Genomic DNA, 25,961 nt, shown 5'->3' with positions numbered 1-25,961 from the left:
CGACATGTCCGCCCATCCCGATCGTTTCGCCGATATCCAGACGCAACTCTCGCGCGGCGAACTGATCGCCGCCGCCGCCGCGATCGACGCATGGCGCGCGGCCGAGCCCGCCTCCGCCGACGCGCTCGCCTGCCGCGCGCACTGGCTGCGCCTGCTCGGCCGCTTCGACGAAGCGGCGGCCGCGCTGGAGCCGGCGCTCGCCGCGACGCCCCCGCGCGCATGCGCGTGGGTCGAGCGCGCGCGTCTCGACCGGCTCGCCGGACAGGCCGAGCGCGCGCATGCCGCATTCGACGCCGCGCATCGCGCCGATCCTGCCGCGACGGGCTGGCTCGCGGAGTGGATCGAGCTGCTGCACCAGACTCATCGCCACGCGCTCGCCCGCCCGGTTGCGCAGGCGCTGTGCGAGCGCGCGCCGAACGAGGCGCAATCGTGGTTCCTGCTCGGCCTCACGCACCACTACGCGGGCGAATACGCGGCGGCGGCCGACGCGTACCGGCGCGCGGACGCGCTCGATCCCGCCTATCCGATGTTGCGCAACAATCTCGCCGCGCTTCACTATCAGATGGGAATGCACCGGAACGCGCTCGCGGACGCCGAAGCGGCGATCCGCGCGGAGCCGGACAGCCAGATGGCATGGTGCAACTGCTCGAATGCGTGGCTCGCGCTGCGCGAGCCGGCGCGCGCGCTGATCGCGGGCGAGCGAGCATGCGCGCTCGGGCCGAACTACGCGATTGCGCAACTCGCGCGCGCGAACGCGCTGAAAGAGCTGCGGCGCTGGCCGGACGCGCTCGCGGCTGCGGCGCACGCGCACCGCAGCGCACCGGACGATCCCGTCATGCAGTGGTCGCTCGCGATGCTGCAATTGCTGCACGGCGATTACGAGCACGGCTGGGCGAACCACGAGGCGCGGTGGAATGGCTCGCGCGAGCTGGGCGATCGCCCGCGTCCGTCGCCGCAGCAGCAGTGGCGCGGCGAGCCGCTCGCCGGCAAGACACTGATGCTGTGGGGCGAACAGGGCTTCGGCGACGCACTGCAGTTCGCGCGCTTCGCACCGATCGTCGCCGAGCAGGCGACGTGCGCCGGCGCGCAAGTCGTCTTCGCGTGCTTCGCGGGCCTCGAGCCGCTCTTCGCGCGCAGCTTCGCCGGCACGCCGATGCGCATCGTACGGCACGACGCGCCGCAACTGCCCGCGTACGACCATCACCTGCCCGTCGGCAGCGCGCCGCTGATGCTCGGCGTGCGGCCGGACACGATCCCGTCCGCGAGCGGCTATCTGCGCGCGGACCCGGCGCGCGCCGCGCAATGGGCGGCGCGGTTGCCCGCCGGCGGCCCGCTGCGCGTCGGGCTCGTCTGGAGCGGCAGCCGCACGCACCAGCGCAACCCGCTGCGCGCGCTGGACCCGGCGGCCTGCGCGCACGCATGGCGCGACATGGCGGGCGTCACATTCCACAGCCTGCAGATCGACGGCGCGACCGACGTCGCGACGATGCGCGCGGCGGGCCTCGAGGTGATCGACCATACGGCCGAGTTGTCGAGCTTCGACGACACGGCCGCGTATCTGTCGAACCTCGACCTCGTCGTCACCGTCTGCACGTCGGTCGCGCACCTCGCGGGCGCGCTCGGCCGGCCGACGCGGCTGCTGCTCGACGTCAATCCGCACTGGGTCTGGATGATCGATCGCGAGGACAGCCCGTGGTACGACTCGATCCGGCTCCGCCGGCAAACCCGGTATCGCGACTGGACGCCGGTGCTCGACAGCGTGCGCGACGAGTTGGCCGCGCTCGCGGCCGCGCGCCCGTAGCGGCGCGGCAAAGGCGCGCCGCGCCGCCCGGGCCGGTCGCGCCGCGAAGAGATGCCGCCCGCTCGATGCGCGCCGCCTTCGCCCGCGCGCCAGGCTTCGCGGCGCCGCCGCTTGCACGCGACGTCCGCGGCGCGCTCGGCCGCCGCGACGGCTTCCGAACGTCCGATCCGGGCGCGGCTGCGCAGCCTCTCGCTCGCCGCGCCGGCGACGTTCCGCCTGGGCCGGCTCGCGCCGCCCGCCGCGTTCGCGCAATCGAACTCGGTGATGTGCGCGAACTGCAACCTGTCCAGCGGCCTCAGCAGCGCGAACAACTCGCTCACCTCGCTTTCGACCGTCGCTTCGTCGAGCATCAGCACCGCGCAAAGCGGCGTCAATTCGCTGTCCACCGGGCTGTCGACGACGATCGCCAACAGCGCGAACAACGTGATCCACTCGCTGCCGGCGAGCACGAACGTCGCCGCCGACACCGAAGGCACCGGCGCGGTCAACGTCAACCCGTTGAATGCACTGCCCACTTCTATGTCACAATCGCTGACGGGCCAGCAGACCCGGATCAACAGTCTGGGCTCGCCGTTGCCCCAGACTCAGCCAGCGTTGCAGCGGACCGATTCGATGGCCCGTCAGGGCATCGCCGCCGCCACCGCACTGACGATCCTGACGCAGGTCGAGCCAGGCAAGACGATCAACGTCGCCGTCGGCGTCGCCTGCTTCGCAGGTCAGTCGTGGATGGCGTTCGGCCGAGCGCGCACGTGACAACCAACGGCATTCTCAAACTGGGCATCGGCGTGTCGAAGCAGAACAAGACCCTCGATGCAGGATATGGATATAGCTGGTGATCGATTCAATCCGCTCTTCGTCAGCCGGGCCGCGTGACGCGCCCGGCAGGCGCCTCGCCGTCGGCATCTCGCTCTTCGCCCGCGACGGCCAGGCGATCTGGGAAAACGGCATTCATCAGAACATTGCGTTCCTCGCGATGATGCTCAAGCAGTCGGACCGGATCGGTCCGGTCTACTTCCTGAACGGCGGCGACGCGAAGGCGTTGCCCGCCGGCCTCGATCTCGGCGGTCTCGACGTGCCGCTCGTGCAGCCGCGCGACGTGTCGCACGCGCTCGACGTCGTGATCGAGATGGGCGCGCAACTGCCCGTCGACTGGCTCAAGTACATGAAGGCGCTCGGCAAGAAGCTCGTCGCCTGCTTCGTCGGCCACACGTACAGCGGGCTTTGCGAGACGCCGATGTTCAACCGGCCGTCGGGGCACATCTTCAACGGCGGGCCGTTCGACGAAGTGTGGGTCCTGCCGAAATCGGAGAAGATCGACGCGCCGCTGCTGCGCACGCTCGCGCGCGCGCCGGTGCACGTCGTGCCGCACATCTGGTCGCCGTACTTCATCGAGCGCCGCGTGCGCCAGCTCGAGGCCGAGGGCCTGCGCTTCGGCTATGCGCCGGGCCGCGCGAAGTGGCGGCTGTCGATCCTCGAGCCGAACATCTCGGTCGTGAAGACGAGCCATTATCCGATGCTCGCCGCCGACGAGTTCTACCGCGCGCAACCCGACGCGGTCGAGCACCTGTTCGTCGTGAACTCGCTGCACATGAAGGAGCACGCGACGTTCGTCCACTTCGCGAACAGTCTCGATCTCGTGCGCGAGCACAAGGCGACCTTCGAGCCGCGCATCGATCTGCCGTCGTTCCTCGCGCGGCACGGCGACGCGGTGATCTCGCATCAGTGGGAAAACCCGCAGAACTACCTGTACTACGACGTGCTGTACGGCGGCTACCCGCTCGTGCACAATTCGCCGCTGCTCGGCGACGCCGGCTACTACTACCCGGAGTTCGATTCCGCGGCGGGCGGCCGCGCGCTGCTGCACGCGTGGCGCCATCACGACGCGCATCTCGACGACTATCGCCGCCGCGCCGACGCGCTGCTGCGCGAAGTCTCGATCGACAATCGCAACAACCTCGACGCGTACGTCGCGCGTCTGTCCGCCTGAGCTTTTCCGGAGAAATACGCATGTCCGAAACCACCGCCCGTGACGTGCCGAACGGCGGCAAGCGCGTCGTCGTCGGCGTGTCGCTGTTCGTGCGCGGCGCCGGCCAGTCGCTGTGGGAGAACGGCATCTTCCAGAACTGCCTGCTGCTCGTGCTGCTGCTGCGCCAGTCGCCGCTCGTCGCCGAAGCGGTGATGGTCAACGGCGGCACGAGCGACGCCGATCCGCAGCTGATGCTCGGCGAATGGAACGTGCCGCTCATCTCGATGGACGAGGCGATGACGCGCTGCGACGTGCTGATCGAGATGAGCGCGCAGTTCAACGCCGGCTGGATCGCCGAGTATCAGCGGCGCGGCGGCAAGGTCGTGACGATGCGCGTCGGCAACGACTACGTGATCGACATCGAGCGCGCGATCTTCGACAAGCCGTCCGGCTTCCTGTTCTCGGGCGCGCGCTACGACGGCGTGTGGACGATTCCCGAATTCGAGCACTCGTGCGGGCACTATCTCGAATCGGGGCTGCGCAGCCCGGTGACGATCGTGCCGCACATCTGGCACCCGCTGCTGTTCGACAAGGCCCGCGCGACGCTCGGCCCGGGACTCGAATTCGGCTACAAGCCGGGCAAGCCGCGCTGGCGCGTGACGATGTTCGAGCCGAACATCTGCATGGTGAAGACGAGCATCATTCCGATGCTCGTCGCCGAGGAGGCGTATCGCGCGCAGCCGGATTTCGTCGAATTCGTGCGCGTGTGCAACACGCTGCACATGAAGGAGCACACGACGTTCGTCCACTTCGCGCGCAGCCTCGACATCGTCGACCACGGGCTCACGACGTTCGAGGGACGCTTCGCGGTCTACGAGTTCATGGCCGCTTACGGAGACGCGGTCGTGTCGCACACGTGGGAAAACGCGCAGAACTATCTGTACTACGAGCTGCTGTACGGCGACTATCCGCTCGTCCACAACTCGCCGTATCTCGGCCGAGCCGGCTATTTCTACCCGGATTTCGACTGCCAGGAAGGCGGCCGCCAGTTGCTGAAGGCGTTCCGCGAGCACGACGCGAACCTCGACGCGTATCGCGAGCAGTCGCGGCACGTTCTGGATTCGGTCAGCATCTACAACCCGGAGAACGTCACCGCCTATACGGAGGCGATCGCCGCGCTGTACCGGTAAGCCGGCCGCGCACGTCGCGTGCCCCTACCTCGCCCGGGAGGTCGCCTGAACAAGTTCGTCACTCGATGCGCCGCGGCAGCAGCAAGGCGTGACGCCCGCCCTCGCCAGGCAACAGGGCAACAAGGCAGACCAAGGCGCGCGACGCCGGCCGGCGCGCGCGACACCTCAGCGCCCGTCGTTGACGAGATTCGCGAGCAGCGTGTCGTATTCGGCGACGAGCGTCGGATTCTTCGACGTATAGCGGCGCAGCAGGCTGCGCTGCCGCGCCGCGTAACCTTCCCAGTCGTCGTCGTGCTCGCGCAGCACGCGCATCAGCACGTCCGTGCCCGCCTGCACGTCGTTGTCCGGATAGTAGTAGCCGATGTCCGGCACGAGATGCGCGTTGTGGACAAGCGGATAGCCCTGCCAGCAAACGTCGAAATAGAAGTAGTTGAGCGGGTTTTCCCACTGATGCGACACGACGACGTCCGTATGCTCGGCGAGGAACGTCGGCGTATCGAAACGGCCGACGAAGCTCGCCTTGCTCGCGCGCACGATCTCCAGATAGTTCATCAGCATCACGAATTCGGGGCTCTCGTGCGCGAGCCGCTCGGCGTTCGTCACGTGCGCGAACCCGATCGCGTCCGGATCGCGCCGGTACGCTTCGTCGATGATCAGCATCGGATACACGCAGAACTTGACGACGTCGTGATTCGGCTCCATCACCGTGAGCCGCTTCGCGCGCTTGCCGCTCGGCCGGTACTCGCCGCGCTCGCGCAGCAGGCGCGTGCGCTCGGTCAGAAACATCGGGTCCCAGACGAACGGCACGACGCGCCCCGGGCTGCGCCGCAGCGATTGCAGGAACGGCAGCGACGACGGCGCGATCTGCGGAATCGCCCAGATCTCGTCGTAGCCGCGGTTGATGAAGAGCGTATCCCACATCCGGCGGCCGAACAGGATCGACTGCGTCGCGTGGATGTACTCGAAGCCGCAGCAGTAGCTGACGAGCTTCACGCCGCGCGCCTTCAGGTAAGCGGTCTGCTCGCCGTCGATCTGGCCGCCGAGCTCGATCAGCACGTCGAGCGAATCCTTGACGTCGATGAACGACCGGGTATCGAAGATCCGGCGGTCCCACGGCAGCGCGTCGGTGATCGGCACGTCGGTCGTGTTGACGATCGTCACCCGATAGCCGCGCGACGATTTCATCAGCAGCTTCGCGAGAAACAACGCGTTCTGCTTGATGCCGTTGATCCAAAGGCTCTCGTTCGGCTCGCGCAGACCGATCGTGATACCGATGCGCAGGCCGTTCAAATCGACAGGGGATGTCATTGCATGCCGGAGGGAAGGGGATTACGCAGTGTAGCGCACGTGCGGCGCCGCCGCTCGCACCATGATCCGAGTCTAGCGGACATCCCGTCACCGGACTGTCAGATATCGTTAACGTGCGAGCGCGCCGCTCAAGCCTGCGTCATCACGAGCAATTGCGCGCCGTCCGCAACCTGATCGCCGACCGCGTACAGCACCTCGCCGACGACGCCCGCCGCGGGCGCGCCGATCGTGTGCTCCATCTTCATCGCCTCCATCACGATGAGCGGATCGCCCTGCTCGACCTTCTGCCCCGGCTCGACGAGCACCGCGATCACCTTGCCCGGCATCGGCGCGGTGAGCCGGCCCTCGCCTTCCGTCGAATCGGCCGCGTGCGCGAGCAGGTTGCGCCACTCGAACGCGCGCGCGACGCCTTGGCAGAACACGTGGAACATGTCGCCGTCCACATGCACGCGCCCGCTCGCGCGCACGCCGCCCAGCGTCACGTCGAAATCGAGCGGCCCCGCGCCGCGCGACCACACGAACGGCTTCGCGACGCCGCCCGCTTCGAGCGACTGCGCGCCGCCACGGTCCAGGTAGCGGACCTCGAGCGTCGCGTCGTCTTCGAGCGCGCGCCAGGCGATCGTGCGCCGGTAGCCGGCGTTCAGCCGCCAGTTCGGCAGCGCGGCCCACGGCGACGCCGCGCCGCCCGCGCCCGCGCTTGCCTGCTCGCGCGCGAGCAGCGCCGCGCACGCGAGGCCGAGCGTCGCCGCGGGCGCCGGCTGCGGCGCGAACAGCGCATCGCGGTGGCGCTCGATCAGCCCGGTATCGAGATCCGCGTCGGCGAACGGCCGGCTCGCGACGATCCGCTGCAGGAACTCCGCATTCGTATGCAGGCCGACCACCTCGCATTCGCGCAGCGCGCGGCCGAGCGTCGCGAGCGCCTGCGCACGCGTGTCGCCGTGAACGATCAGCTTCGCGATCATCGGATCGTAGAACGGCGTGATCGCGTCGCCCTCGCGCACGCCGCTGTCGATTCGCACGGCCGCGCCGGTATCGAACTCGACGCCGGCCGGAAAACGCAGGTGCTTGAGGCGCCCCGTCGAGGGCAGGAAGCCGCGCGCCGGATTCTCCGCGTACAGGCGCGCCTCGATCGCGTGCCCGCGCACGTGCAGCTCCGGCTGCGTGAGCGGCAGCGGCTCGCCCGCCGCGACGCGCAGTTGCCATTCGACGAGGTCGAGCCCCGTCACCATCTCCGTCACCGGATGCTCGACCTGCAGGCGGGTGTTCATCTCCATGAAGTAGAACGCGTCGCCCGTCATGATGAATTCGACGGTGCCCGCGCCGACGTAGCCGACCGCGCGCGCGGCCGCGACGGCCGCCTCGCCCATCGCCTGCCGAAGCTCGTCGGCGAGGCCCGGCGCGGGCGCTTCCTCGAGCACCTTCTGGTGGCGGCGCTGCACCGAGCAATCGCGGTCGAACAGATAGACCGCATTGCCGTACGTGTCGCCGAACACCTGCACTTCGACGTGGCGCGGCCGCTGCAGGTATTTCTCGATCAGCACGCGATCGTTGCCGAAGCTCGCCGCCGCCTCGCGCTGGCACGACGCGAGCGCCGCCGCGAAGTCGGCCGCGTGCTCGACCACCCGCATTCCCTTGCCGCCGCCGCCCGCGCTCGCCTTCAGCAGCACCGGATAACCGATGCGGTCCGCCTCGCGCCGCAGCAATTCGGGGCTTTGATCGTCGCCGTGATAACCGGGCACGAGCGGCACCGCAGCCGCGTGCATCAGCGCCTTCGCGGCGGCCTTCGAGCCCATCGCGGCGATCGCCTCGACGGGCGGGCCGACGAACACGATCCCCGCGTCCTCGCACGCGCGCGCGAAGTCTTCGTTCTCGGACAGGAATCCGTAGCCCGGGTGAATCGCCTGCGCGCCGGTCGCGCGCGCGGCGTCGATGATGCGCGCGATCCGCAGGTAGCTGTCGGCGGCCGCCGCGCCGCCGATGTGCACGGCCTCGCCGCATGCGGCAACGTGCTTCGCGTGCGCGTCGGCGTCCGAATAGACCGCGACGCTCGCGATGCCGAGGCGTCGGCAGGTCGCGGCGACCCGGCAGGCGATTTCGCCGCGATTGGCGATCAGGATCTTGTCGAACATGATGGGTCAGGAAACGGGAAGTCGATAACGGATTCGGTTCGGCGCGCGGGCCGCGCGGCGCGCTTCGTCATGGCCGTCGCGACGCGCCGCGACGAAGCGCGGCGGCCGGCCGGCGCGACGAAATCACGCGCGCCACGACGGCGTGCGCTTCTCGAGAAACGACGCGATGCCTTCGCGCGCCTCCGCGCCCGCGCGCGCCTTCGCGATCCAGTCGGCGGTCTGCTCGATCAGCGCGGGCTCGAGCGCGCGGCCCGCGACGTCGCGCACGAGCGCCTTGCACGCGCGCACCGCCTGCGGGCCGTTCGCGCACAGCGCATCGGCGAGCTTCGCGACGCTCGCGTCGAGCGCGCCGGCCGGCACGCGCTCGTGCACGAAGCCGAGCTGCGCGGCCTTCGCGCAGTCGAACGCCTCGGCCGTCGCGAAATAGCGGCGCGCGGCGCGCTCGCCCATCGCGCGCACGACGTACGGCGCGATCGTGGCCGGAATCAGCCCGAGACGCGCCTCGGACAGGCAAAACTTCACGTCCTCGGCGGCCAGCGCGATGTCGCACGCGGCGACGAGCCCGACGCCGCCCGCGTACGCATCGCCGTGCACGCGCGCGATCACGGGCTTCGCGCAACGGTAGATCGCCTCGAGCATGCGCGCGAGCCGGCGCGCGTCGGCGCGGTTCTCGTCGTCGGAGAAGCCCGCCATCCTCTTCATCCAGTTCAGGTCCGCGCCCGCGCAAAACGCGGGGCCCTGCGCGGCGAGCACGACCGCGCGCAGCGACGGATGCGCGTCGATGCGGTCGAACGCGGTCGTCAGCTCGGCGATCATCGTCTCGTTGAACGCGTTGCGCACGTCGGGGCGTGCGAGCGTGACGGTCGCGACGCGGCCGTCGTCGGTCACTTCGATCGTTTCGTAGCGCATCGTCGCCTCCTTGGCGTGCGTCACATCCGGAACACGCCGAAGCGCGTGTCCTCGATCGGCGCGTTCATCGCGGCGGCAAGCGCGAGGCCCAGCACGTCGCGCGTCTGCGCGGGGTCGATCACGCCGTCGTCCCACAAGCGCGCGCTCGCGTAATACGGATGGCCCTGGCGCTCGTACTGGTCGCGAATCGGCTGCTTGAACGCCTCCTCGTCCTGCGCCGACCATTCGCCGCCCTTCGCCTCGATCCCGTCGCGGCGCACGGTCGCGAGCACGGACGCCGCCTGCTCCCCGCCCATCACCGAAATCCGCGCGTTCGGCCACATCCACAGGAAGCGCGGGCCGAACGCGCGGCCGCACATTCCGTAGTTGCCCGCGCCGAACGAGCCGCCGATGATCACCGTGAACTTCGGCACCTTCGCGGTGGACACGGCCGTCACCATCTTCGCGCCGTGGCGCGCGATGCCCTCGTTCTCGTACTTGCGCCCGACCATGAAGCCCGTGATGTTCTGCAGGAACACGAGCGGAATCTTGCGCTGGCAGCACAGCTCGATGAAGTGCGCGCCCTTCGTCGCCGACTCGGAGAACAGGATGCCGTTGTTCGCGACGATGCCGACCGGGTGCCCCCAGATGTGCGCGAAGCCCGTGACGAGCGTCGTGCCGTAGCGCGCCTTGAATTCGTCGAACGCCGAATCGTCGACGATGCGCGCGATCACCTCGCGCACGTCGAACGGCTTTCTCGTATCGAAGGGAATCACGCCGTACAGGCTCTTCGCGTCGTAGCGCGGCGGCAGCGGCTCGCGCATCGCGAGCGACGCGCCGCTGCGCGCGCCCAGGTTGCCGACGATCGTGCGCGCGATCGCGAGCGCGTGCGCGTCGTTCTGCGCGAGATGATCGGCGACGCCAGACAGGCGCGTGTGCACGTCGCCGCCGCCGAGATCCTCGGCGCTCACTTCCTCGCCTGTCGCGGCCTTCACGAGCGGCGGGCCGCCGAGAAAGATCGTGCCTTGATTCCTGACGATGATCGACTCGTCGCTCATCGCGGGCACGTACGCGCCGCCCGCGGTGCACGAACCCATCACGACCGCGATCTGCGCGATGCCCGCGGCCGACAGGTTCGCCTGATTGAAGAAGATCCGGCCGAAGTGGTCGCGGTCCGGAAACACGTCGTCCTGATTCGGCAGGTTCGCGCCGCCCGAATCGACGAGGTACACGCACGGCAGCCGGTTCTCGGCCGCGATCTCCTGCGCGCGCACGTGCTTTTTCACGGTGATCGGATAATAGGTGCCGCCCTTGACCGTCGCGTCGTTGCAGACGATCACGCACTCGCGGCCGGCGATCCTGCCGATGCCCGTGACGATGCCCGCGCCCGGCGCGTCGTCGTTGTACATCCCGTACGCGGCGAGCTGCGACAGCTCGAGGAACGGCGTGCCCGGATCGAGCAGTTGCGCGATCCGCTCGCGCGGCAGCAGCTTGCCGCGCGACAGATGCTTGTCGCGCGCGGCCTGTCCGCCGCCGAGCGCGAGCCGGTCGATTTTCTCGCGCAGGTCGGCGACGAGCGCCTCGAGCGCCGCGGCGTTCGCGCGGAATTCGTCGGAACGCGGGTTCAGCTTGGATTCGATGATCGGCATCGCGTGGGCTCCGCGCGCAGGGTCAGGCCGTTTCCGCGAACAGCTCGCGGCCGATCAGCATCCGGCGGATCTCGCTCGTGCCGGCGCCGATCTCGTAGAGCTTCGCGTCGCGCCACAGGCGTCCGACCGGATATTCGTTGATGTAGCCGTTGCCGCCGAGAATCTGGATCGCCTCGCCCGCCATCCACGTCGCCTTCTCCGCGGTGTGGAGGATCACGCCCGCGCAGTCCTTTCGCGCGTGGCGCACGTGAGCGCTGCCCGCCGAATCGAGATGCCGGCCGACCGCGTACAGGTACGCGCGGCACGCCTGGAACGTCGTATACATGTCGGCGATCTTGCCCTGGATCAGCTGGAATTCGCCGATCGGCTGGCCGAACTGCTTGCGGTCGTGGACGTACGGCACAACCGCGTCGAGACACGCGGCCATGATGCCCGTCGGGCCGCCCGCGAGCACCGCGCGCTCGTAGTCGAGGCCGCTCATCAGCACCTTCACGCCGCCGTTCAGCTCGCCGAGGATGTTCTCTTCGGGCACCTCGACGTCCTCGAACACGAGCTCGCCCGTGTGCGAGCCGCGCATGCCGAGCTTGTCGAGCTTCTGCGCGACCGAGAAACCCTTCATCCCCTTTTCGACGATGAACGCGGTGATGCCACGCGCGCCGGCCTCGGGCTCGGTCTTCGCATAGACGACGAGCGTGTCGCAGTCCGGACCGTTCGTGATCCACATCTTCGTGCCGTTCAGCACGAAGCGGCTCCCCCGCCGGTCCGCGCGCAGCTTCATGCTGACGACGTCGGAGCCCGCGTTCGGCTCGCTCATCGCGAGCGCGCCGATGTGCTCGCCGGAGATCAGCTTCGGCAGATACTTGCGCTTTTGAGCATCGGTGCCGTTGCGATGGATCTGGTTCACGCACAGATTCGAATGCGCGCCATACGACAGCCCAACCGACGCCGACGCGCGCGAGATCTCCTCCATCGCGACCATGTGCGCGGTGTAGCCGAGATTCGCGCCGCCGTACTCCTCGGCGACCGTCATCCCGAGCACGCCCAGCTCGCCGAACTTGCGCCACAGGTCCATCGGGAACTGGTCGGTGCGATCGACCTCGGCCGCGCGCGGCGCGATTTCCTTCGCGGCGAAATGCGCGATCGAATCGCGCAGCATCTCGATGTCTTCACCGAGCATGAAGTTCACGCCGGGCAGGTTGCTCATGTCTCCTCCGTCTCCAGGAAGTCCGTGGAAGCGCCGATTATTGAGTCGCGCTCAAATCTGCACATCCGCCGATTCATTGCCGTATGCTGCGGAAATTCCCGCTAGTTTCGCGCTTGATACGCACGAGCGTCAATAGTTTTTTGAGCGACACTCAGTTATGATCGGACACATCGCAACGACGCCCGACGCCGCAGGGCAGCCCCTATGACCGCCACTCAGAAAGCCGGCCAGAAAGCCGACCGCGCGGATGCATCGCGCGCGCCCGCCGGCCGCAAGTCGCAGCAGCGCGTGCAGGACATCCTGCGCGCGGGGCGCGAGGTCTTCGCGGAAAAAGGCTACGAGCACGCGACCGCGGCGGAAATCGCGCAACGCGTCGGCGTATCGGAGGCGACGGTGTTCAGCTACTTTCGCGGCAAGCGGGAGCTGTGCGCGCGCGTGATCGCCGATTGGTACGACGAAATCGTCGACGCGTTCGAGACCGGCATGCCGCGCGACGCCTCGGTGCGGCAGCAATTCGCGTTCATCGTGCGCACGCACCTGCGGCTGATGCTCGTGAACGGCACGGGCCTTTGCGCGCTCGTGCTCTCCGAGGGGCGCGCGAAGCAGCACGCGCTCGCCGACGAGCTGACGGCATTGCAGCGCCGCTACACGGCGCCGCTGATGGACGTGCTCGCGCACGGACAGGCGACGGGACAGGTGCGCGCCGACGTGCCGCTCAGCCTGCTGCGCTCGATGGTGTTCGGGCCGATCGAGCACGTGCTGTGGGACGCGATCCTCGGCCATAGGAAGCTGGACACCGAGACGACGGCCGAGCAACTGATCGATCTATTGTGGACGGGGCTGCAGCCGCCCGCGCCGGAAAACGCGGCGCTCGTGCGCTTTCGCAGCGACGTCGCGGACGCGATGCGGCGGCTCGACGAAGCGTGCGCGCACGCGCCGTCCGAGTCCGCGGCGAACCGCAACGCGGGCAAGCCGGCGTAGCGGCAACGCGCCGACGGCGGGCCGCGCGTCCCGGGGTACGGCATGCCGGCTCGCCGCGAACTCCGGCGTTGCGCGCGCCGGACGCCGCCCGCCGAAACCGGTACGCGACGCGGCCGACTAATCGCGCTTTCCCCAAGCCGCATCGCGCGGCGGCGCTTGATCTCACCGGGTTGAACGGCTTTCGCATCGAACATGCGGGAGTCGCTCTCCTCCGGAAAGCCCCACTCGAAATTCCGATCGCGACCATTCAGCAATCCGGTTCGGCAGCCATTCGACCGCGATGCTTCGCGCGCCGGCGCCGCCGCGCCCGCAAGCGGTTCTCGAGCGTTTAATGCCCCGCCATATGCGGGCGGAGCGGCCGATCGCACAAGCGCTTTACTGTCCCGCGCGAGCTTGGCGCGAGCTTGTTGTGCTTGCGTCGGATGTACTACGCTTTGAACGAATGGCTCTCGGCCGAAAGAAAAACCCATAGTGCCAGGAAGCCGATTTGCACACGTATCCACCGGACCGACGATGCGTCCGGCGTCACTCCAGCGCCCCATTGCCATTTGCCTCGCGCGACACGGCGCCAGCCCGCGAACGGTCAACGCAAGGAGAAGCAGATGAATACGAGCGAAACGGTCCTTCAGCGCAGGGAAGTCGATCGTGTGAGCGACGTCCTCAAATGGACGCTTCTCATCATTGCCATCCTGACGTTCGCTTTGCTGGCGTGGGCCACCGTCGTCACCTATCGGACCGCGCCGCCGCAGCCGGAGCGGCTGATCGCGCCCGACGGCAGCGTCGTCATGACGGCGCGCGACATCACGGATGGGAAATCAGCGTTTCAACGTGCCGATCTGATGGACTACGGCAGCATTTACGGCATGGGCTCTTACTTCGGCGAGGATTACACGGCGGCGTATCTATTGCATCTCGGCCGGCTCACGAGTGACAACATCGCATTATCCCGCTTCGGCAAACCACTTGCAGCGCTCGATCCGGATAGCCGGAACTCGGTTCAAGCAGCGATGCGCCAACAACTCAAAGGCATCGACCTGTCCCTGACGAACGCTCCCGTTTCCGCCGAAGTCGCTCGCGCGATCCGCACACTCCGGGCGGAGATTTCACAACAACTCACTCATCACGATTTCATCAAGGGATGGACGCAGGCCTACAGCCTCGACGAAGGCAATGCGGCCAAGACCGCCGATTTCATTCTCTATTCGGCGCTGACGACAGTCGCCCGCCGGCCGGACAGCGAGGTCTCCTGGACGCAGAACTGGCCTTATGAGCCGCTCGTCGGCAACGCGCCGACCACGAGCACGTTCGGATGGACGTGGGCGAGCTATTGCTTCACCTTTCTCTGCTTCGGGATCGTCCTGTTCGTGTACCACCGCTACATCCGGGTGGACGATCTCGGCACCCTGGACCCTACCCTCGTGCAGTTCCGCGCGCTGACGCACAGCCAGCGGAAGGTCGGCAAGTACTTTCTGGTCGTCGCGGCGGTGCTGCTCCTTCAGATCGCGGCCGGCGCGATCCTCGGGCACTATTACACGGATCGCACGAGCTTTTACGGCATTCGCTTCGACGACGCGCTGCCGTTCAATTTCTTGCGCAGCATCCATATTCAAGCGCCCATTGTGTGGATCGGATTATCGTGGATCGGCGCCGGGCTGTTTCTCGCGCCCGCGATCAGCGGCAAGGAAGCACGCGGCCAGGGGCCGCTTGTCGACTTGCTGTTCTGGGCCACCGTCATCATCGTCGCCGGCGCGCTCATCGGCGACTATCTCGGCATCATGGGCGTGATCGAAGACGGATGGTTCTGGTTCGGCAATCAGGGGCTTTCGTATCTCGAGCTCGGACGTTTCTGGCAGATCGGCTTTTTCGCGGGCCTTGTATTCTGGAGCGTGCTGATCCTTCGCGGATTGTGGCCCGGCCTCGACGCGATCAGGCAAGCCGCGCGGCAGTTCTGGACGGGACGCATCCGATTGGAGCACCTCATCTGGGCATCCACGACCAATATCGCGCTTCTGTACGCCTTCGGCATGATCCCGCTTTTCGGCGTGCACCCCTCCTTCACGATCACCGACTTCTGGCGCTGGTGGGTCGTGCATCTTTGGGTCGAGCAGTCTTTCGAGTTCTTCGCCGCCGCCATCAGCGCCTATCTGCTGATGGGACTCGGGCTCGTGTCGCGGCAACTCGCGGAGCGATCCGTGTATCTCGAACTCATCCTGATCTTCCTCGGCGGGGTGCTCGGCACCGGCCACCATATCTACTGGGTCGGCGGCCCGGGCATGTGGGTTCCCGTCGGCAGCATGTTCTCCTTCATCGAGGTGCTGCCGCTGGTGCTGCTCATTCTCGACGCGATGGAGCATCACAGCCTGATTCGGAAACAGCATCAATTCCGCTACGGTCTCGCATACACGTACGTGCTGGGCTCCGCGTTCTGGAACTTCGTGGGAGCGGGCGTATTCGGCGGAGGCACGCTCAACGCGCCGCTCGTCAACTACTATGAGCACGGCACCTTCCTCACGTTGAATCACGCTCACACGTCGCTGTTCGGCGCGTTCGGCCTGCTCGCGATCGGATTGATCTATTTCTGCCTGCGATACGCCGCAGCGGAGCAGTCGAGATTCAACGAGAAGCTCGGCCTCTGGGCCTTTTGGCTATACAACGCGGGGCTCGTTCTCTGGATCGCCCTCAACTTCTTTCCGGTCGGCTGGCAGCAACTCAACGCGGTCTACGACCACGGCCTCGCCTATGCGCGCAGCCTCGAGTTCTACGATACGACCGTCTTGTGGCAATGGCTGCGTTTCGTCGGCGACGTGCCGTTCGCCCTCGCGGCGCTGCTGATGGCGTTCGACTTCATCCTCAAGCTTGCGCCCATGTTCCCCGCCGTGGCGGATCGGGCGGCGCGGCAGCGCGGCGAGAAGCGCTCCATATGACGCCCCGATCGCCGGCGTCCGGCGAGAAGGCCATCGAAGCGAGCGGGCGGCGGCAAGCCGCGTGCGGGCCGGCCGATTTCGGCCGCCGGGCGCGGCATCGTCGGGCGTGCAAGCGTTGATGCGTTCGCGCGGCCGATGAAGCGCCCGGCCGACGCGACGAAAAAAACAAGCCTGGGAGATCTCGACATGACCGATGCCGTCGATCCGAGCCCGCTTGCTCGCCGCGCCAAAGCGCTTCTGCTGGCGTCGCTCTCGGGCGCGCTGGTTCTGAGCGCGTGCCAAAGCCGCTCGCCCGCTGAACGGTACGAGATATCGCGCATGAACTTCAACCCGGGGCCGGCGCACGTTACGCAGGAGCGCCACACGGGCCCATTCGCATCCGGCTCGGCGTTGAGCTTCGATGCCGCGCTAAAGCCGCTGGCCAGGTCACGGAACAAGACGATCCGCCTCGACACCACGCACACCGTCATCCGAATCGCCCCGGGTGTCGCGTTCGCCGCGTGGACGTTCGCCAATCAGGTGCCGGGGCCGACGGTGCACGTCAGGGTGGGAGATCGCGTGCACTTCTCGATGACGAACCGCAGCGACGAACCGGCTCCGGGCACGTTGCAATTGTCCGCGCCGATGATGCATTCGATGGATTTCCATGCGGCGATGGTCTCGCCCACGGACAAGTATCGGTCGATCGCGCCGGGGCAGACCATGAGCTTCGAGTTCACGCCGAACTATCCGGGCGTCTTCATGTACCACTGCGGCACGCCGATGGTGCTCGAGCATATCGCGTCGGGGATGTACGGCGTCGTCGTCGTGGAGCCGCGCGACGGCTATCCGACCAAGGCCGATCGGGAATACGTGATCGTTCAGAGCGAGTTCTACACGAAGCCCGATCCGCAACACCGCAGCACGGGCGCGGTTCCGCTTTACGTGCTCGACGGTGACCGGTTGCGCCGCAAAGCCCCGACCTACACGGTGTTCAACGGCCGATACAACGGCATGGTCGCGCAACCGTTGATCGCGAAGCCCGGCGAGCGGGTGCGGCTATACGTGCTCAACGCCGGCCCGAGCGACACGTCGAGCTTCCACGTCGTGGGCGCGATCTTCGATCGCGTCTGGCTCGACGGGAATCCCGACAATCAGTTGCGCGGCATGCAGACGGTGCTGCTCGGGTCCAGCAGCAGCGCGATCGTGGAATTCATCGTGCCGGAGGCGGGAAGCTACGTCATGGTCGATCATCAGTTTGCGAACGCGTCGCAGGGCGCGGTCGGCGTGATCGATGCCGGCGCTCATGAAGAATCGGCCATCGAGCATCACAACATCCCCGCATCCGCCACGCCGACCGACCCGGAAGCGGTGCAAGGCAAGCTGAGTTTCGAGAGCAAGTGCCTCGCCTGCCACACGCTCGGAAACGGCGCGAAGCTCGGTCCGGATCTTCTAGGCGTCACGAAGCTGCGAAGCGACGAATGGCTGCGAAGGTGGCTCGCATCGCCCGAAGCGATGGTGGCGGCGGATGCCGATGCCAAGGCGCTGCGCGCGCACTATCCGATTACCATGCCGGACCAGAATCTGAGCGATGCCGAGATCCGCCAGTACATCCGGTACTTCCATTGGGCGGACGAAGCGTCGAAGCCGCAGGCGCCGGCCATGCCGTGACCGGAAAGAAGCCGCGACGAAGAGACGGCCGACGGAACGCGAGGCAACGGGCGCGGTCGCGCCTGCAGCCCGGCCGCGCGGCCGGCGCTCGGGAGAACGCAGTCCGCCGGCCGGCGGACAAGCCGGCGCAGATCGAGCCGCGCGAACGCGATGCGGGGCGCATCGATGTCGCCGAGCAGCTGATCGCATTGCCGCCACGAAAGACGCCGCGGGCGAAGCCGCATCGACCGGTTGCCGCCGCACCCGACCGGGCGGCTGGAGCCGGCTTGACGCGCCTCCAATCATCGGCGGAAGTCCGGGCGGGCGGCGCCGATCGGCGAGCGCGCCGCGCGCGGGCGCAACGGCGCGCGGCGAAGCGCCCCATGCATTACGCGACCGACGCGAACGCCGCGCGCGGAGCGCGATCGGCCCGCAAGTCGGGCTCGCCGCAGCGCGACAGAATCGCATCGCGCGCGCGATCGCGAAGCCGCGCCATCGCGCCGAAGTCCGTGCCGTCCGGGAAGATCGGCGCGAGCATCGTCACCGCGATCTCCCCGCGGCGCGGCGCCCATTCGCCGTCGCGCAACACGGCGCGCGCGCCGCTCACGACGACGGGCACCACCGGCCGCCGCGCGATGCACGCCGCGCGAAACGCGCCGAGGCGGAACGCGGCGAGCCCCGCCGCGCGCGTGAACGTGCCTTCCGGAAAAAACAGCAGCGTCTCGTCGGCGGCCGCCTGCGCGACGAGCCGCGCTTCGTCCTCGACGCTGCGCCCGTAATCGCGCCGCTCGACGAAGCGCGTGCCGAGCGCGCGCAGGAAGCGGCCGACGAACGGGCGCGTCGCGAGCTCGCGCTTCGCGACGAAGTGCACGGGACTCGGCAGCAACGCCAGCAGCGCGACGACGTCCAGGTAGCTGGTATGGTTCGCGACGACGATCGACGGCCCGGCCGCGAGCGCGTCGGGATCGGCGATCAGGCTCGCGCGCACGTCGGCGAAACGCAGGAACGCGCGGCACGCTTGCGCCGCGAGCCGCCAGTTGTCCCGAGTATCGTTCCGATACGCGACGCGCACCCACAGCACGGGCGCGAGCAGCGCGACGAGCGCCCAGCAGCACAGCCCGCGCAGCGCCTGCGCCGCGCGCCGCGAAACGCGCGAGCAGAACGGCGCGACGCTGCGCACCGCCAGATCGGCGAATTGCCGCCACGGCGCGCTCGCTTGCGGCAACCGTCCGGCGCAGCGCTCGAACTGCGCGAGCGTCGCCGCGTGGCGGATCTTGCCGCTCGGCGTCTTCAGGATGCTGTGCGGCGCGACGATGCTCACCTGTTCGGCGGGCATGCCCCAGCGCGCGGCCGTCACGTCGTTGACGTTCGCCCGCAGCCGCTCGCACGCGGCGCCGTCGGCGGCCTCGCTCTCGACGAAGATCACGACGCGCTCGGTGCCGCTGGCGGGGTCGGCGGCGCCGCACACCGCAACGCCGCCCGCCGCGACGCCCGGCAGCCGTCCGATCGCCTCCTCGAGCTCGTACGGAAAGAAATGCTGGCCGCCGCGGATGATCATGTCCTTCGCGCGCCCGGTGATGTACAGCTCGCCGTCCGCGACATAGCCGAGGTCGCCGGTGTCGCGCCATGCGTCATGGAACAGGCGCGCGGTCTGCGCCGGATTGCGGTAGTAGCCGCGCGTCGCCGACGTGCCGCGAAACTCGATGCGCCCCACCCGCCGCTCGGCAAGCTCGCGCTCGTCGTCGCCGACGATCCGCAGCTCGGTGCCGTCGATCGGATAGCCGCAGCCCGGCACGTCGAGCGCGTTCGCGTCGCCGGGCGCGGGCACCGCCTGGCCGCTCGCGTTGAGCGGCGCGCGGGCGATCCGATCGACATGCAGCCCGCGCGCGGGCGGCGGAAACGTCAGGCCGAGCGTGTTTTCCGCGAGACCGTAGACGGGCGTCAGCGCGCGCGCGTCGAAACCGCACGCGGCGAAGCGCGCCGCGAACGCGCGCAGCGTGTCGGCGTTGACGGGCTCGGCGCCGCAGAATGCGAAACGCAGCGACGACAGATCGAATTCGGTCGGCTCGAGCGCGGCGAGATGGCGCGCGCACCGTTCGTACGCGAAGTTCGGCGCGGCGGTGATCGTGCCGTGGTATCGCGAGATCGCGCGCAGCCACAGCGCCGGACGCGCGAGGAACGCGACGGGCGACATCACGACCGCCGGAATGCCGAAATAAAGCGGCGCGAGCCATGCGCCGATCAATCCCATGTCGTGATACAGCGGCAACCAGCTCACGAGCACGTCGGTCGCGTAGACATGCATCCGGTCGCCCATCGCGCGGATGTTCGCGAGCAGGTTCGCATGGCTGAGCACCACGCCCTTCGGCGTGCCGGTGCTGCCCGACGTGTACTGGAGCAGCGCGATGTCGCTCGCGGCCGCGCGAAACGGCGGCAGCCGCTCGCGGCCGACGAGCTGCTCGGGCGTGAACACGTGCTGCAGCGTGCTCACGCGAAGCTTCAGCAACTGCGCGACCGAGACGGCCTGGCGAAACGCGATCAGCGCCTTGATCCGGGCGTTCTCGAGAATCGGCGTGTGGCGCTCGACATGCTCTTCGAGCTGCGCGGGATTCGCGGGCGGATAGATCGGCACCGGGATCGCGCCGCAAAACAGGACGGCGGTGAACGAGACGAAATAGTCGAGCCCCGTCGGCAGCATCAGCGCGACCGTGTCGCCCGGATCGATGCCGCGTTCGCGCAAGCCGCCCGCCAGATCCGACGCGCGCCGATGCAGTTCGCCGTAAGCGAGCGGCGTCGCGACGAGGCCGTCTTCGAGAAGCCGCAGATGAACGCGATCCGGATGCCGCTCGGCATGCCAGTTCAACACGTCGATCAGCGTGTCGGCCTCGACGGGCCATGCGGCGGCATCGGCGGGCGGCGCCGGCCCCGCTTCGCCTTCCGGCGCGGCCTGCGGCTGCGCGTGCGCTGCGGCGAGCGCGCGCACGACGTCGGCGGGCGTCGCGGCGGACGCGAACACGTCGACCGGCAAGCGCACGCCGAACGCGCGCTCGATCCGGTCGAACAGCTCCGCGCGCGTCAGGCTGTCGAAGCCGAGATCGCGCTCGAACCGCGCATCGAGCGTCGCGCGGCCATGACCGTTTCGCTCGCCGTACAACTCGGCGAGCAATGCGTCGATCAGCGCGAGCAGACGCGTCGCGTTGTCGGATAGGCGCTGCGTGTGTTCCATGCTTGTCGCCCGTTCAATGATCGGAGACCGCGCGCAGCGGCGGCGCGCATCCGCCGTATCCGCTCGCTTCGCCGCGCGACGAATCGCGCGACGCCGATCGTCAGCGTGCGCCGTCCCGCGACGAACGGCTTGAGTTGCGTCAACGAGCGGCGCAAACGCGAGCGCGCCGCGTCGCCTCGCGCGCGAGGCCGAGCCGCCGCGCGAGGCGACGTGGGCGGAAACACCGCTCGTCGATCGCGCGGCAATGCGCTCGCGCGCGGCAACCGTCATCCGGCCATGCCTCGATCGCGCGCGCCGGAATCGCCTGGCCTCGCTCAATGCCTGCGCGCGCCCGACGCTCTCGCGCACGCGATCCGCTCGAGCAATGCGCGGCCGCGCGACGTCAGCAGCGAACCCGGCACGCTGGGTTGCCCTCGGTCCACCGTCATCGCGAGCCCCATTTCGACCAGAGACGCGAATTCCGGATTCGCCACGTCCACGCCCTCGGGCGAGCGGGCAACGCACAGCAAGGTCGAGAGTTCATGCGGCGTCAACATCATTCATGTCCCCTGTATCCAGCGGCATCGGCCTGGGCCGGCAGCCCGGTTCGTTTGCGACGGAAAACACGCTGCATCGCACTGTGCAATTCAGGCGGCCGAAAGAAAATCGGCAAATGCGAGATAAGCGCATGGACGCCGCGCACCGCCTTGTAGGAATACGCTGATTCCGCTGCGGATTCGATCGCGGCGGGCGCGCCGATGGCATGGCGATCCGCTGCATGACGCAAGCGGGCGACGCGAAACGCGCCCGTTCCGGCAAATATTTTCCCGTTCCGACCCGCCGCCGCCCGTGCGCGCAAGCCGCACCCGCAGGCCGCCGCGCGCCGCATCGCGTCGCGCGTCAGTGGTGCCAGGCGATCAGGTTGAGCTCGGCCGGCAGGAACGCATCGTCGTGCCAGGCCCGCACGCGCGGCGTGTAATGGTCGGCCGACCGCGTCGCCGGCACGCTCGCGCCGAAGAGGTATCCCTGGATCGAGCCCGGAATCGTTCCGGTCGCCGTCATCGGCCGGCATTCGGCCGGGCGCGCGCCGTCCGCCTCCGCGTACAGTTCCACCCGCACCCATTGCGGCAGGATCTCGCCAAGGTAGACGGGCAGCGTGAAGCGCCACATGTCCTGTTCGCGCCGCACCTCGACCGGCCCGAAGTGCACCTCGTGCCAATCGGCATCGAGCGCCGTTTCCCACGCGTTCAGCGCCTTCGCGAGATTCGCTTGATCGCGGCTGCGGTTGCGATACGCGGCCGCCGCCGGCCGATAAAAGCGCACGAGATAGTCGGTCAGCATCCGGTTGCTGCTGAAACGCGGCGCGAGCTCGGACATGCTCGCGCGCATCCGCTGCACCCATTCGCGCGGCACGCCGCGAGCGTCGCGCCGGTAGAACGCCGGCACGATATCGTTCTCGAGTATCCGGTACACGGCCTGCGCGTCGTCCGCATCATCGTCTCCGCATCCAAACGCCCATCCGTACGCAGGCCGATACGCCTCCGCCCACCAGCCGTCGAGCTCGGACAGATTCAGGCCGCCGTTCGCGAGCACCTTCATTCCGCTCGTTCCGCACGCCTCCCACGGCCTGCGCGGCGTGTTGATCCAGACGTCGACGCCCTGCACGAGCTGCTGCGCGAGCGCCATGTCGTAGTCCTCGAGAAACACGACGCGCCGCCGCAGCGCGGGCTGGTGGCTGAACTCGACCCACGCATGAATGAGCTGCTTGCCCCGCTCGTCGTCGGGATGCGCCTTGCCGGCGACGATCAGTTGAACCGGCTGCCTTTCGTCCGTGAGCAGCCGTGCAAGACGCCCGGCGTCGTGCAGCAGCAGGTTCGGCCGCTTGTAATCGGTGAAGCGGTGCGCGAAGCCCAGCGTGAGGATGTTCGGATCGAGCACCTGCGCCGCCTGCACGACCTGCCGCTGCGGCTCGCCGCGCTGCGCGAGCTGCCAGCCGAGCCGCCGTCGCGCATAGCGCACGAGATCGCGGCGCTGCTGCGCCGCGAGCGCCCATAACTGCTCGTCGTCGCAAGCCGCGACGGCCGCGGTGTGGCCGTCCACCGAACCGAGCCAGCGCCCCTTGCCGCAAGCGCACGTCCACAGGTCGTCCGCCCATGCCGAATCCCAGCTCGGCACGTGCACGCCGTTCGTCACGTGGCTGACCGGCACCTCGTCGACGGGCCAGCGCGGATAGAGGCTGCTGAACTTCCGGCGGCTGACCTCGCCGTGCAGCAGGCTCACGCCGTTCGCCTGAGCGGAGCCGCGCAACGCGAGGTACGCCATGCCGAACGGCTCGTCGTCGTTCAGCGGATCGGCGCGACCGAGCGCCAGCAGGTCACGCGACGAAATGTCGAATGCCCGTTCGTACCCACGCAGATACTCGAGGACGAGCGGCTGCGCGAATGTGTCGAATCCCGCCATGACCGGCGTGTGCGTCGTAAACACGTTGCCGCCGCGCGTCGCCCACCACGCGTCGCGAAAGGACGTGCCGTGCTTCTGCATGAAAAGGCGCGCGCGCTCGAGCACGAGGAGCGCCGCATGCCCCTCGTTCATGTGGCACACGTCCACTTCGAGGCCGAGCGCGTCCAGCATCGCGCATCCCCCGACGCCGAGCACCATTTCCTGCAGCAGGCGCGTCTCGGCGCCGCCCGCATACAGTTTCGCGGTGATGCCGCGATCGCCGACGCTGTTGCGCAGGTCGTTGCTGTCGAGCAGATACAGACGGGTGCGGCCGACGATCGCGAGCCATACGCGCAAGTACAGCGTGCGGCCGGGCAGATCGAGCCCGACCTTCAGCCACGCGCCGTCGGCGCCGATCACGGGCTGGATCGGCAGGCTCGTCGGATCGTTGTACGGATAGGCCTCGCGCTGCCGGCCGCTCGCATCGATGCTCTGACGGAAATAGCCTTCCTGAAACAGCAGGCCGACGCCGATCACCGGAACGCCCAGATCGCTCGCCGTCTTCAGGTAATCGCCAGCGAGCACGCCGAGTCCGCCCGCGTACAGCGCGAACGCTTCGCCGAGACCGAACTCCATGCTGAAGTATGCGATCGTGCCCGGCGCGTCCGCGGCGCCTTCGCTTTGCGCCTGCCACCAGCCGCGGTCGCCGTGATAGCGGCGATGGTCGTCGATCGCGGCGGCGAGCTTCGACGAGAAATCGCGATCGCCGCACAGCTCGTCGAGCCGATGTTGCGATACGTTCTGCAGAATGATCCACGGGTTGCCGGTCCGCCCCCAGAGCTCGGGGTCGATGGCCTGCCAGAGCGCGTCGAGCGCATGGCTCCATGTCCAGCGCAGATCGAGCGCGAGCTCGGTCAACGCCGACAATGACGCGGGCAACGCACGCGGCAGGAATGCGAACATCGGCTCTCCCTCGTTCGTGGCTGTCGGCGCCGGCGGCGCTCACTTCGACGCGAGCGCCACCTGCCGCGCGAGCCGCTCCTGACGCAGCCGTTCGGACTGCTCGGGCGCGCGACGCCGGCGCCCGCTCGCGGCGTCCGCTCGCGCAAGCGCGGCCGCCGCGCCCCGCGCCTCGTCGGACGCCTCGACGCGCCGCCGCGGCGTCAGCGCCGCGTACAGGTCCAGATACGCGCGCGCCGAACGCGACCAGCTCGAATCGCGCGCCATCGCGAGCCGGCACAACGCGGACCACACGCCGGGCCGCGCATCGTGCAGATTCACGCAGCGGCGCAGCGCTTCGCTCATCGCATCGCCTGTCGGCGCGTCGAACACGAAGCCCGTCGCGTCCTCGGAGTGCGGCGCGAGCGTGTCGAGATCGACGACGCTGTCGGCGAGTCCGCCAACCCGCCGTACGATCGGAATCGTTCCGTAGCGCATCGCGTACAGCTGCGTGAGCCCGCACGGCTCGAACCGGGCGCCGTGCAGCAGGATGTCCGCGCCGGCATGAATCCGGTGCGCGAGCGTTTCGTCATAGCCGATCCGCACCGCCACGCGGCGCGGATACTGCGCGGCCAACGCATCGAACCCCTGTTCGAGCGCGCGATCGCCGCGTCCATGCAGTGCGAACTGCATGCGCGGATGCTGCGCGAGCTGCTCAGGCAGGCGTTCGAGCACGATGTCCGACATCTTTTGCGAGGTCAGCCGGCACACCGATGCGACGAGCGGGGCCCTTGCGTCGGCGCAAAGGCCGAGTTCCTGCTGCAGCGCAGCCTTGCAGCCCGCCTTTCCGCCCATGTCGTCGATCGAATACGGTTGCGGCAGCCAGCGGTCCGTCGCCGGATTCCACAGCTCGGTGTCGATGCCGTTCATGATCCCGCTGAGCTGGTCGCGCCGCGCCGCGTACAAACCCTCGAGGCCGCAGCCGAATTCGGCCGTCTGGATCTCGCCCGCATAGGTGGGACTGACCGTGGTGAGTCGGTCCGCGTAGCGCGCGCCCGCTTTCAGGAACGACAACTGCCCGTAGAATTCGACGCCATCGACCGACAGCGCATCGGCCGGCAAGCCGATGCGCGCCGCGTCGTCGAGCGCGAAATTGCCCTGGAACGCGGCGTTGTGGATCGTGAACACGGTCTTCGGGCGCGCGTCGCCCGCGCCGCGCGTCAGAAGCGCAACGAGCCCGCCGTGCCAGTCGTGCGCGTGCACGACGTCCGGACGCCACCTCAGCCCCGCGGCGCCGAGCGCAACGCGCGCGGCCACCTGGCAAAGCAGGCCGAAGCGGTACGCGTTGTCCGCCCAGTCCGCGTCGTCCGGGCCGCAATACAGCGAGCCCGCGCGACGATACAACGACGGGCAGTCGAGCAGCCACACCGGCACGCCGGAATCGGGCATCGACCCCGCGATGATGCGCACCGCCGCGCCCGGCAGCACTTCGCCCAGCTCGGCGACGACGCGCGGCCGCAATACGCGATCGAGCGCTTGCGCGTAGCCCGGCATCAGCACGCGCACATCGCAGCCGAGCGCGCGCAGCGCCTTCGGCAGCGATGCGCAAACGTCGGCGAGTCCGCCCGTCTTCGCGAGCGGAAACGCTTCCGATGCGACGAACATCACCCGCGGCCCCGCACGGCCTCGCCCGGCGGACGCCCCGCGCG

The 25,961-nt window shown here is 68.5% G+C and carries 16 protein-coding genes; 7 read left to right on the top strand and 9 right to left on the bottom strand.

What is annotated here, in order from left to right; all coding sequences use genetic code 11:
- Positions 1-4 precede the first annotated feature (4 nt).
- From BTH_RS04945 to BTH_RS04930, 4 genes are all read left to right on the top strand, one after another.
- Positions 5-1,801 carry a tetratricopeptide repeat protein gene (locus tag BTH_RS04945; RefSeq protein ID WP_009896353.1) on the top strand — a complete coding sequence of 599 codons (1,797 nt, stop codon included), beginning with the start codon at positions 5-7 and terminating at the stop codon, positions 1,799-1,801.
- Positions 1,802-1,912: 111 nt separating this feature from the next.
- Positions 1,913-2,554 (top strand): hypothetical protein, encoded by a 642-nt coding sequence (locus tag BTH_RS34290; RefSeq protein WP_009896351.1) that lies wholly within the window; start codon positions 1,913-1,915, stop codon positions 2,552-2,554.
- A 79-nt stretch (positions 2,555-2,633) separates the two neighbouring features.
- A complete protein-coding gene (locus BTH_RS04935) occupies positions 2,634-3,788 on the top strand; it encodes a DUF2827 domain-containing protein (RefSeq protein ID WP_009896349.1) in 1,155 nt (384 codons plus the stop codon).
- 20 nt (positions 3,789-3,808) lie between these two features.
- The gene (locus tag BTH_RS04930) at positions 3,809-4,957 is read left to right on the top strand and encodes a DUF2827 domain-containing protein (RefSeq protein WP_009896347.1); all 1,149 of its coding nucleotides are present in this window, start codon (positions 3,809-3,811) and stop codon (positions 4,955-4,957) included.
- Positions 4,958-5,122: 165 nt separating this feature from the next.
- Here the strand turns inward: BTH_RS04930 and BTH_RS04925 are convergent, their stop codons facing one another.
- The 5 genes from BTH_RS04925 to BTH_RS04905 form a co-directional block, all read right to left on the bottom strand.
- Positions 5,123-6,265 carry a DUF2827 domain-containing protein gene (locus tag BTH_RS04925; protein ID WP_009896345.1) on the bottom strand — a complete coding sequence of 381 codons (1,143 nt, stop codon included), beginning with the start codon at positions 6,263-6,265 and terminating at the stop codon, positions 5,123-5,125.
- 128 nt (positions 6,266-6,393) lie between these two features.
- Positions 6,394-8,394 carry an acetyl-CoA carboxylase biotin carboxylase subunit gene (locus BTH_RS04920; RefSeq protein WP_009896344.1) on the bottom strand — a complete coding sequence of 667 codons (2,001 nt, stop codon included), beginning with the start codon at positions 8,392-8,394 and terminating at the stop codon, positions 6,394-6,396.
- 123 nt (positions 8,395-8,517) lie between these two features.
- The gene (locus tag BTH_RS04915; RefSeq protein ID WP_009896341.1) at positions 8,518-9,303 is read right to left on the bottom strand and encodes an enoyl-CoA hydratase/isomerase family protein; all 786 of its coding nucleotides are present in this window, start codon (positions 9,301-9,303) and stop codon (positions 8,518-8,520) included.
- 20 nt (positions 9,304-9,323) lie between these two features.
- Positions 9,324-10,931, bottom strand: coding sequence for a carboxyl transferase domain-containing protein (locus BTH_RS04910; protein ID WP_009896339.1), 1,608 nt, complete (start codon positions 10,929-10,931; stop codon positions 9,324-9,326).
- Positions 10,932-10,953: 22 nt separating this feature from the next.
- Complete coding sequence (locus BTH_RS04905) at positions 10,954-12,135, bottom strand: isovaleryl-CoA dehydrogenase (protein WP_009896337.1); 1,182 nt, start codon at positions 12,133-12,135, stop codon at positions 10,954-10,956.
- A 204-nt stretch (positions 12,136-12,339) separates the two neighbouring features.
- On the opposite strand from BTH_RS04905, the gene BTH_RS04900 reads away from it, so the two are divergent.
- From BTH_RS04900 to BTH_RS04890, 3 genes are all read left to right on the top strand, one after another.
- Positions 12,340-13,116, top strand: a complete 777-nt coding sequence (locus tag BTH_RS04900; protein ID WP_009896336.1) for a TetR/AcrR family transcriptional regulator — start codon at positions 12,340-12,342, stop codon at positions 13,114-13,116.
- A 602-nt stretch (positions 13,117-13,718) separates the two neighbouring features.
- Positions 13,719-16,040, top strand: coding sequence for a nitric-oxide reductase large subunit (locus BTH_RS04895; protein WP_009896334.1), 2,322 nt, complete (start codon positions 13,719-13,721; stop codon positions 16,038-16,040).
- Between the two features lie 186 nt (positions 16,041-16,226).
- A complete protein-coding gene (locus BTH_RS04890) occupies positions 16,227-17,690 on the top strand; it encodes a multicopper oxidase domain-containing protein (protein WP_011401081.1) in 1,464 nt (487 codons plus the stop codon).
- A gap of 367 nt (positions 17,691-18,057) precedes the next feature.
- On the opposite strand, the gene BTH_RS04885 is transcribed toward BTH_RS04890, so the two are convergent.
- The 4 genes from BTH_RS04885 to glgA form a co-directional block, all read right to left on the bottom strand.
- Positions 18,058-21,165 carry an AMP-binding protein gene (locus tag BTH_RS04885; RefSeq protein WP_009896330.1) on the bottom strand — a complete coding sequence of 1,036 codons (3,108 nt, stop codon included), beginning with the start codon at positions 21,163-21,165 and terminating at the stop codon, positions 18,058-18,060.
- 44 nt (positions 21,166-21,209) lie between these two features.
- A complete protein-coding gene (locus BTH_RS04880) occupies positions 21,210-21,431 on the bottom strand; it encodes a hypothetical protein (protein WP_009896329.1) in 222 nt (73 codons plus the stop codon).
- A 343-nt stretch (positions 21,432-21,774) separates the two neighbouring features.
- Entirely contained in the window at positions 21,775-24,276 is a 2,502-nt protein-coding gene (glgP, locus tag BTH_RS04875; RefSeq protein ID WP_009896327.1) for an alpha-glucan family phosphorylase, read from the bottom strand.
- Between the two features lie 39 nt (positions 24,277-24,315).
- Positions 24,316-25,917: a glycogen synthase GlgA gene (gene glgA / locus BTH_RS04870; RefSeq protein ID WP_009896325.1), complete on the bottom strand. Its 1,602-nt coding sequence runs from the start codon at positions 25,915-25,917 to the stop codon at positions 24,316-24,318.
- Positions 25,918-25,961: the final 44 nt, after the last annotated feature.

This window comes from Burkholderia thailandensis E264 (assembly GCF_000012365.1).
GTDB lineage: Bacteria > Pseudomonadota > Gammaproteobacteria > Burkholderiales > Burkholderiaceae > Burkholderia > Burkholderia thailandensis.
The sequence above is the reverse complement of the archived record's forward strand: the minus strand, read 5'-3'. Positions and strand labels throughout refer to the sequence as shown.

Coding starts and splice junctions, on each gene's coding strand:
- BTH_RS04945 (WP_009896353.1), top strand. CDS start 5: ATGTCCGCCCATCCCGATCGTTTCGCCGATATCCAGACGCAACTCTCG.
- BTH_RS04925 (WP_009896345.1), bottom strand. CDS start 6,265: ATGACATCCCCTGTCGATTTGAACGGCCTGCGCATCGGTATCACGATC.
- glgA (WP_009896325.1), bottom strand. CDS start 25,917: ATGTTCGTCGCATCGGAAGCGTTTCCGCTCGCGAAGACGGGCGGACTC.
- BTH_RS04910 (WP_009896339.1), bottom strand. CDS start 10,931: ATGCCGATCATCGAATCCAAGCTGAACCCGCGTTCCGACGAATTCCGC.
- BTH_RS04920 (WP_009896344.1), bottom strand. CDS start 8,394: ATGTTCGACAAGATCCTGATCGCCAATCGCGGCGAAATCGCCTGCCGG.
- BTH_RS04900 (WP_009896336.1), top strand. CDS start 12,340: ATGACCGCCACTCAGAAAGCCGGCCAGAAAGCCGACCGCGCGGATGCA.
- BTH_RS04890 (WP_011401081.1), top strand. CDS start 16,227: ATGACCGATGCCGTCGATCCGAGCCCGCTTGCTCGCCGCGCCAAAGCG.
- BTH_RS04905 (WP_009896337.1), bottom strand. CDS start 12,135: ATGAGCAACCTGCCCGGCGTGAACTTCATGCTCGGTGAAGACATCGAG.
- BTH_RS04895 (WP_009896334.1), top strand. CDS start 13,719: ATGAATACGAGCGAAACGGTCCTTCAGCGCAGGGAAGTCGATCGTGTG.
- glgP (WP_009896327.1), bottom strand. CDS start 24,276: ATGTTCGCATTCCTGCCGCGTGCGTTGCCCGCGTCATTGTCGGCGTTG.
- BTH_RS04880 (WP_009896329.1), bottom strand. CDS start 21,431: ATGTTGACGCCGCATGAACTCTCGACCTTGCTGTGCGTTGCCCGCTCG.
- BTH_RS04915 (WP_009896341.1), bottom strand. CDS start 9,303: ATGCGCTACGAAACGATCGAAGTGACCGACGACGGCCGCGTCGCGACC.
- BTH_RS04885 (WP_009896330.1), bottom strand. CDS start 21,165: ATGACGGTTGCCGCGCGCGAGCGCATTGCCGCGCGATCGACGAGCGGT.
- BTH_RS04930 (WP_009896347.1), top strand. CDS start 3,809: ATGTCCGAAACCACCGCCCGTGACGTGCCGAACGGCGGCAAGCGCGTC.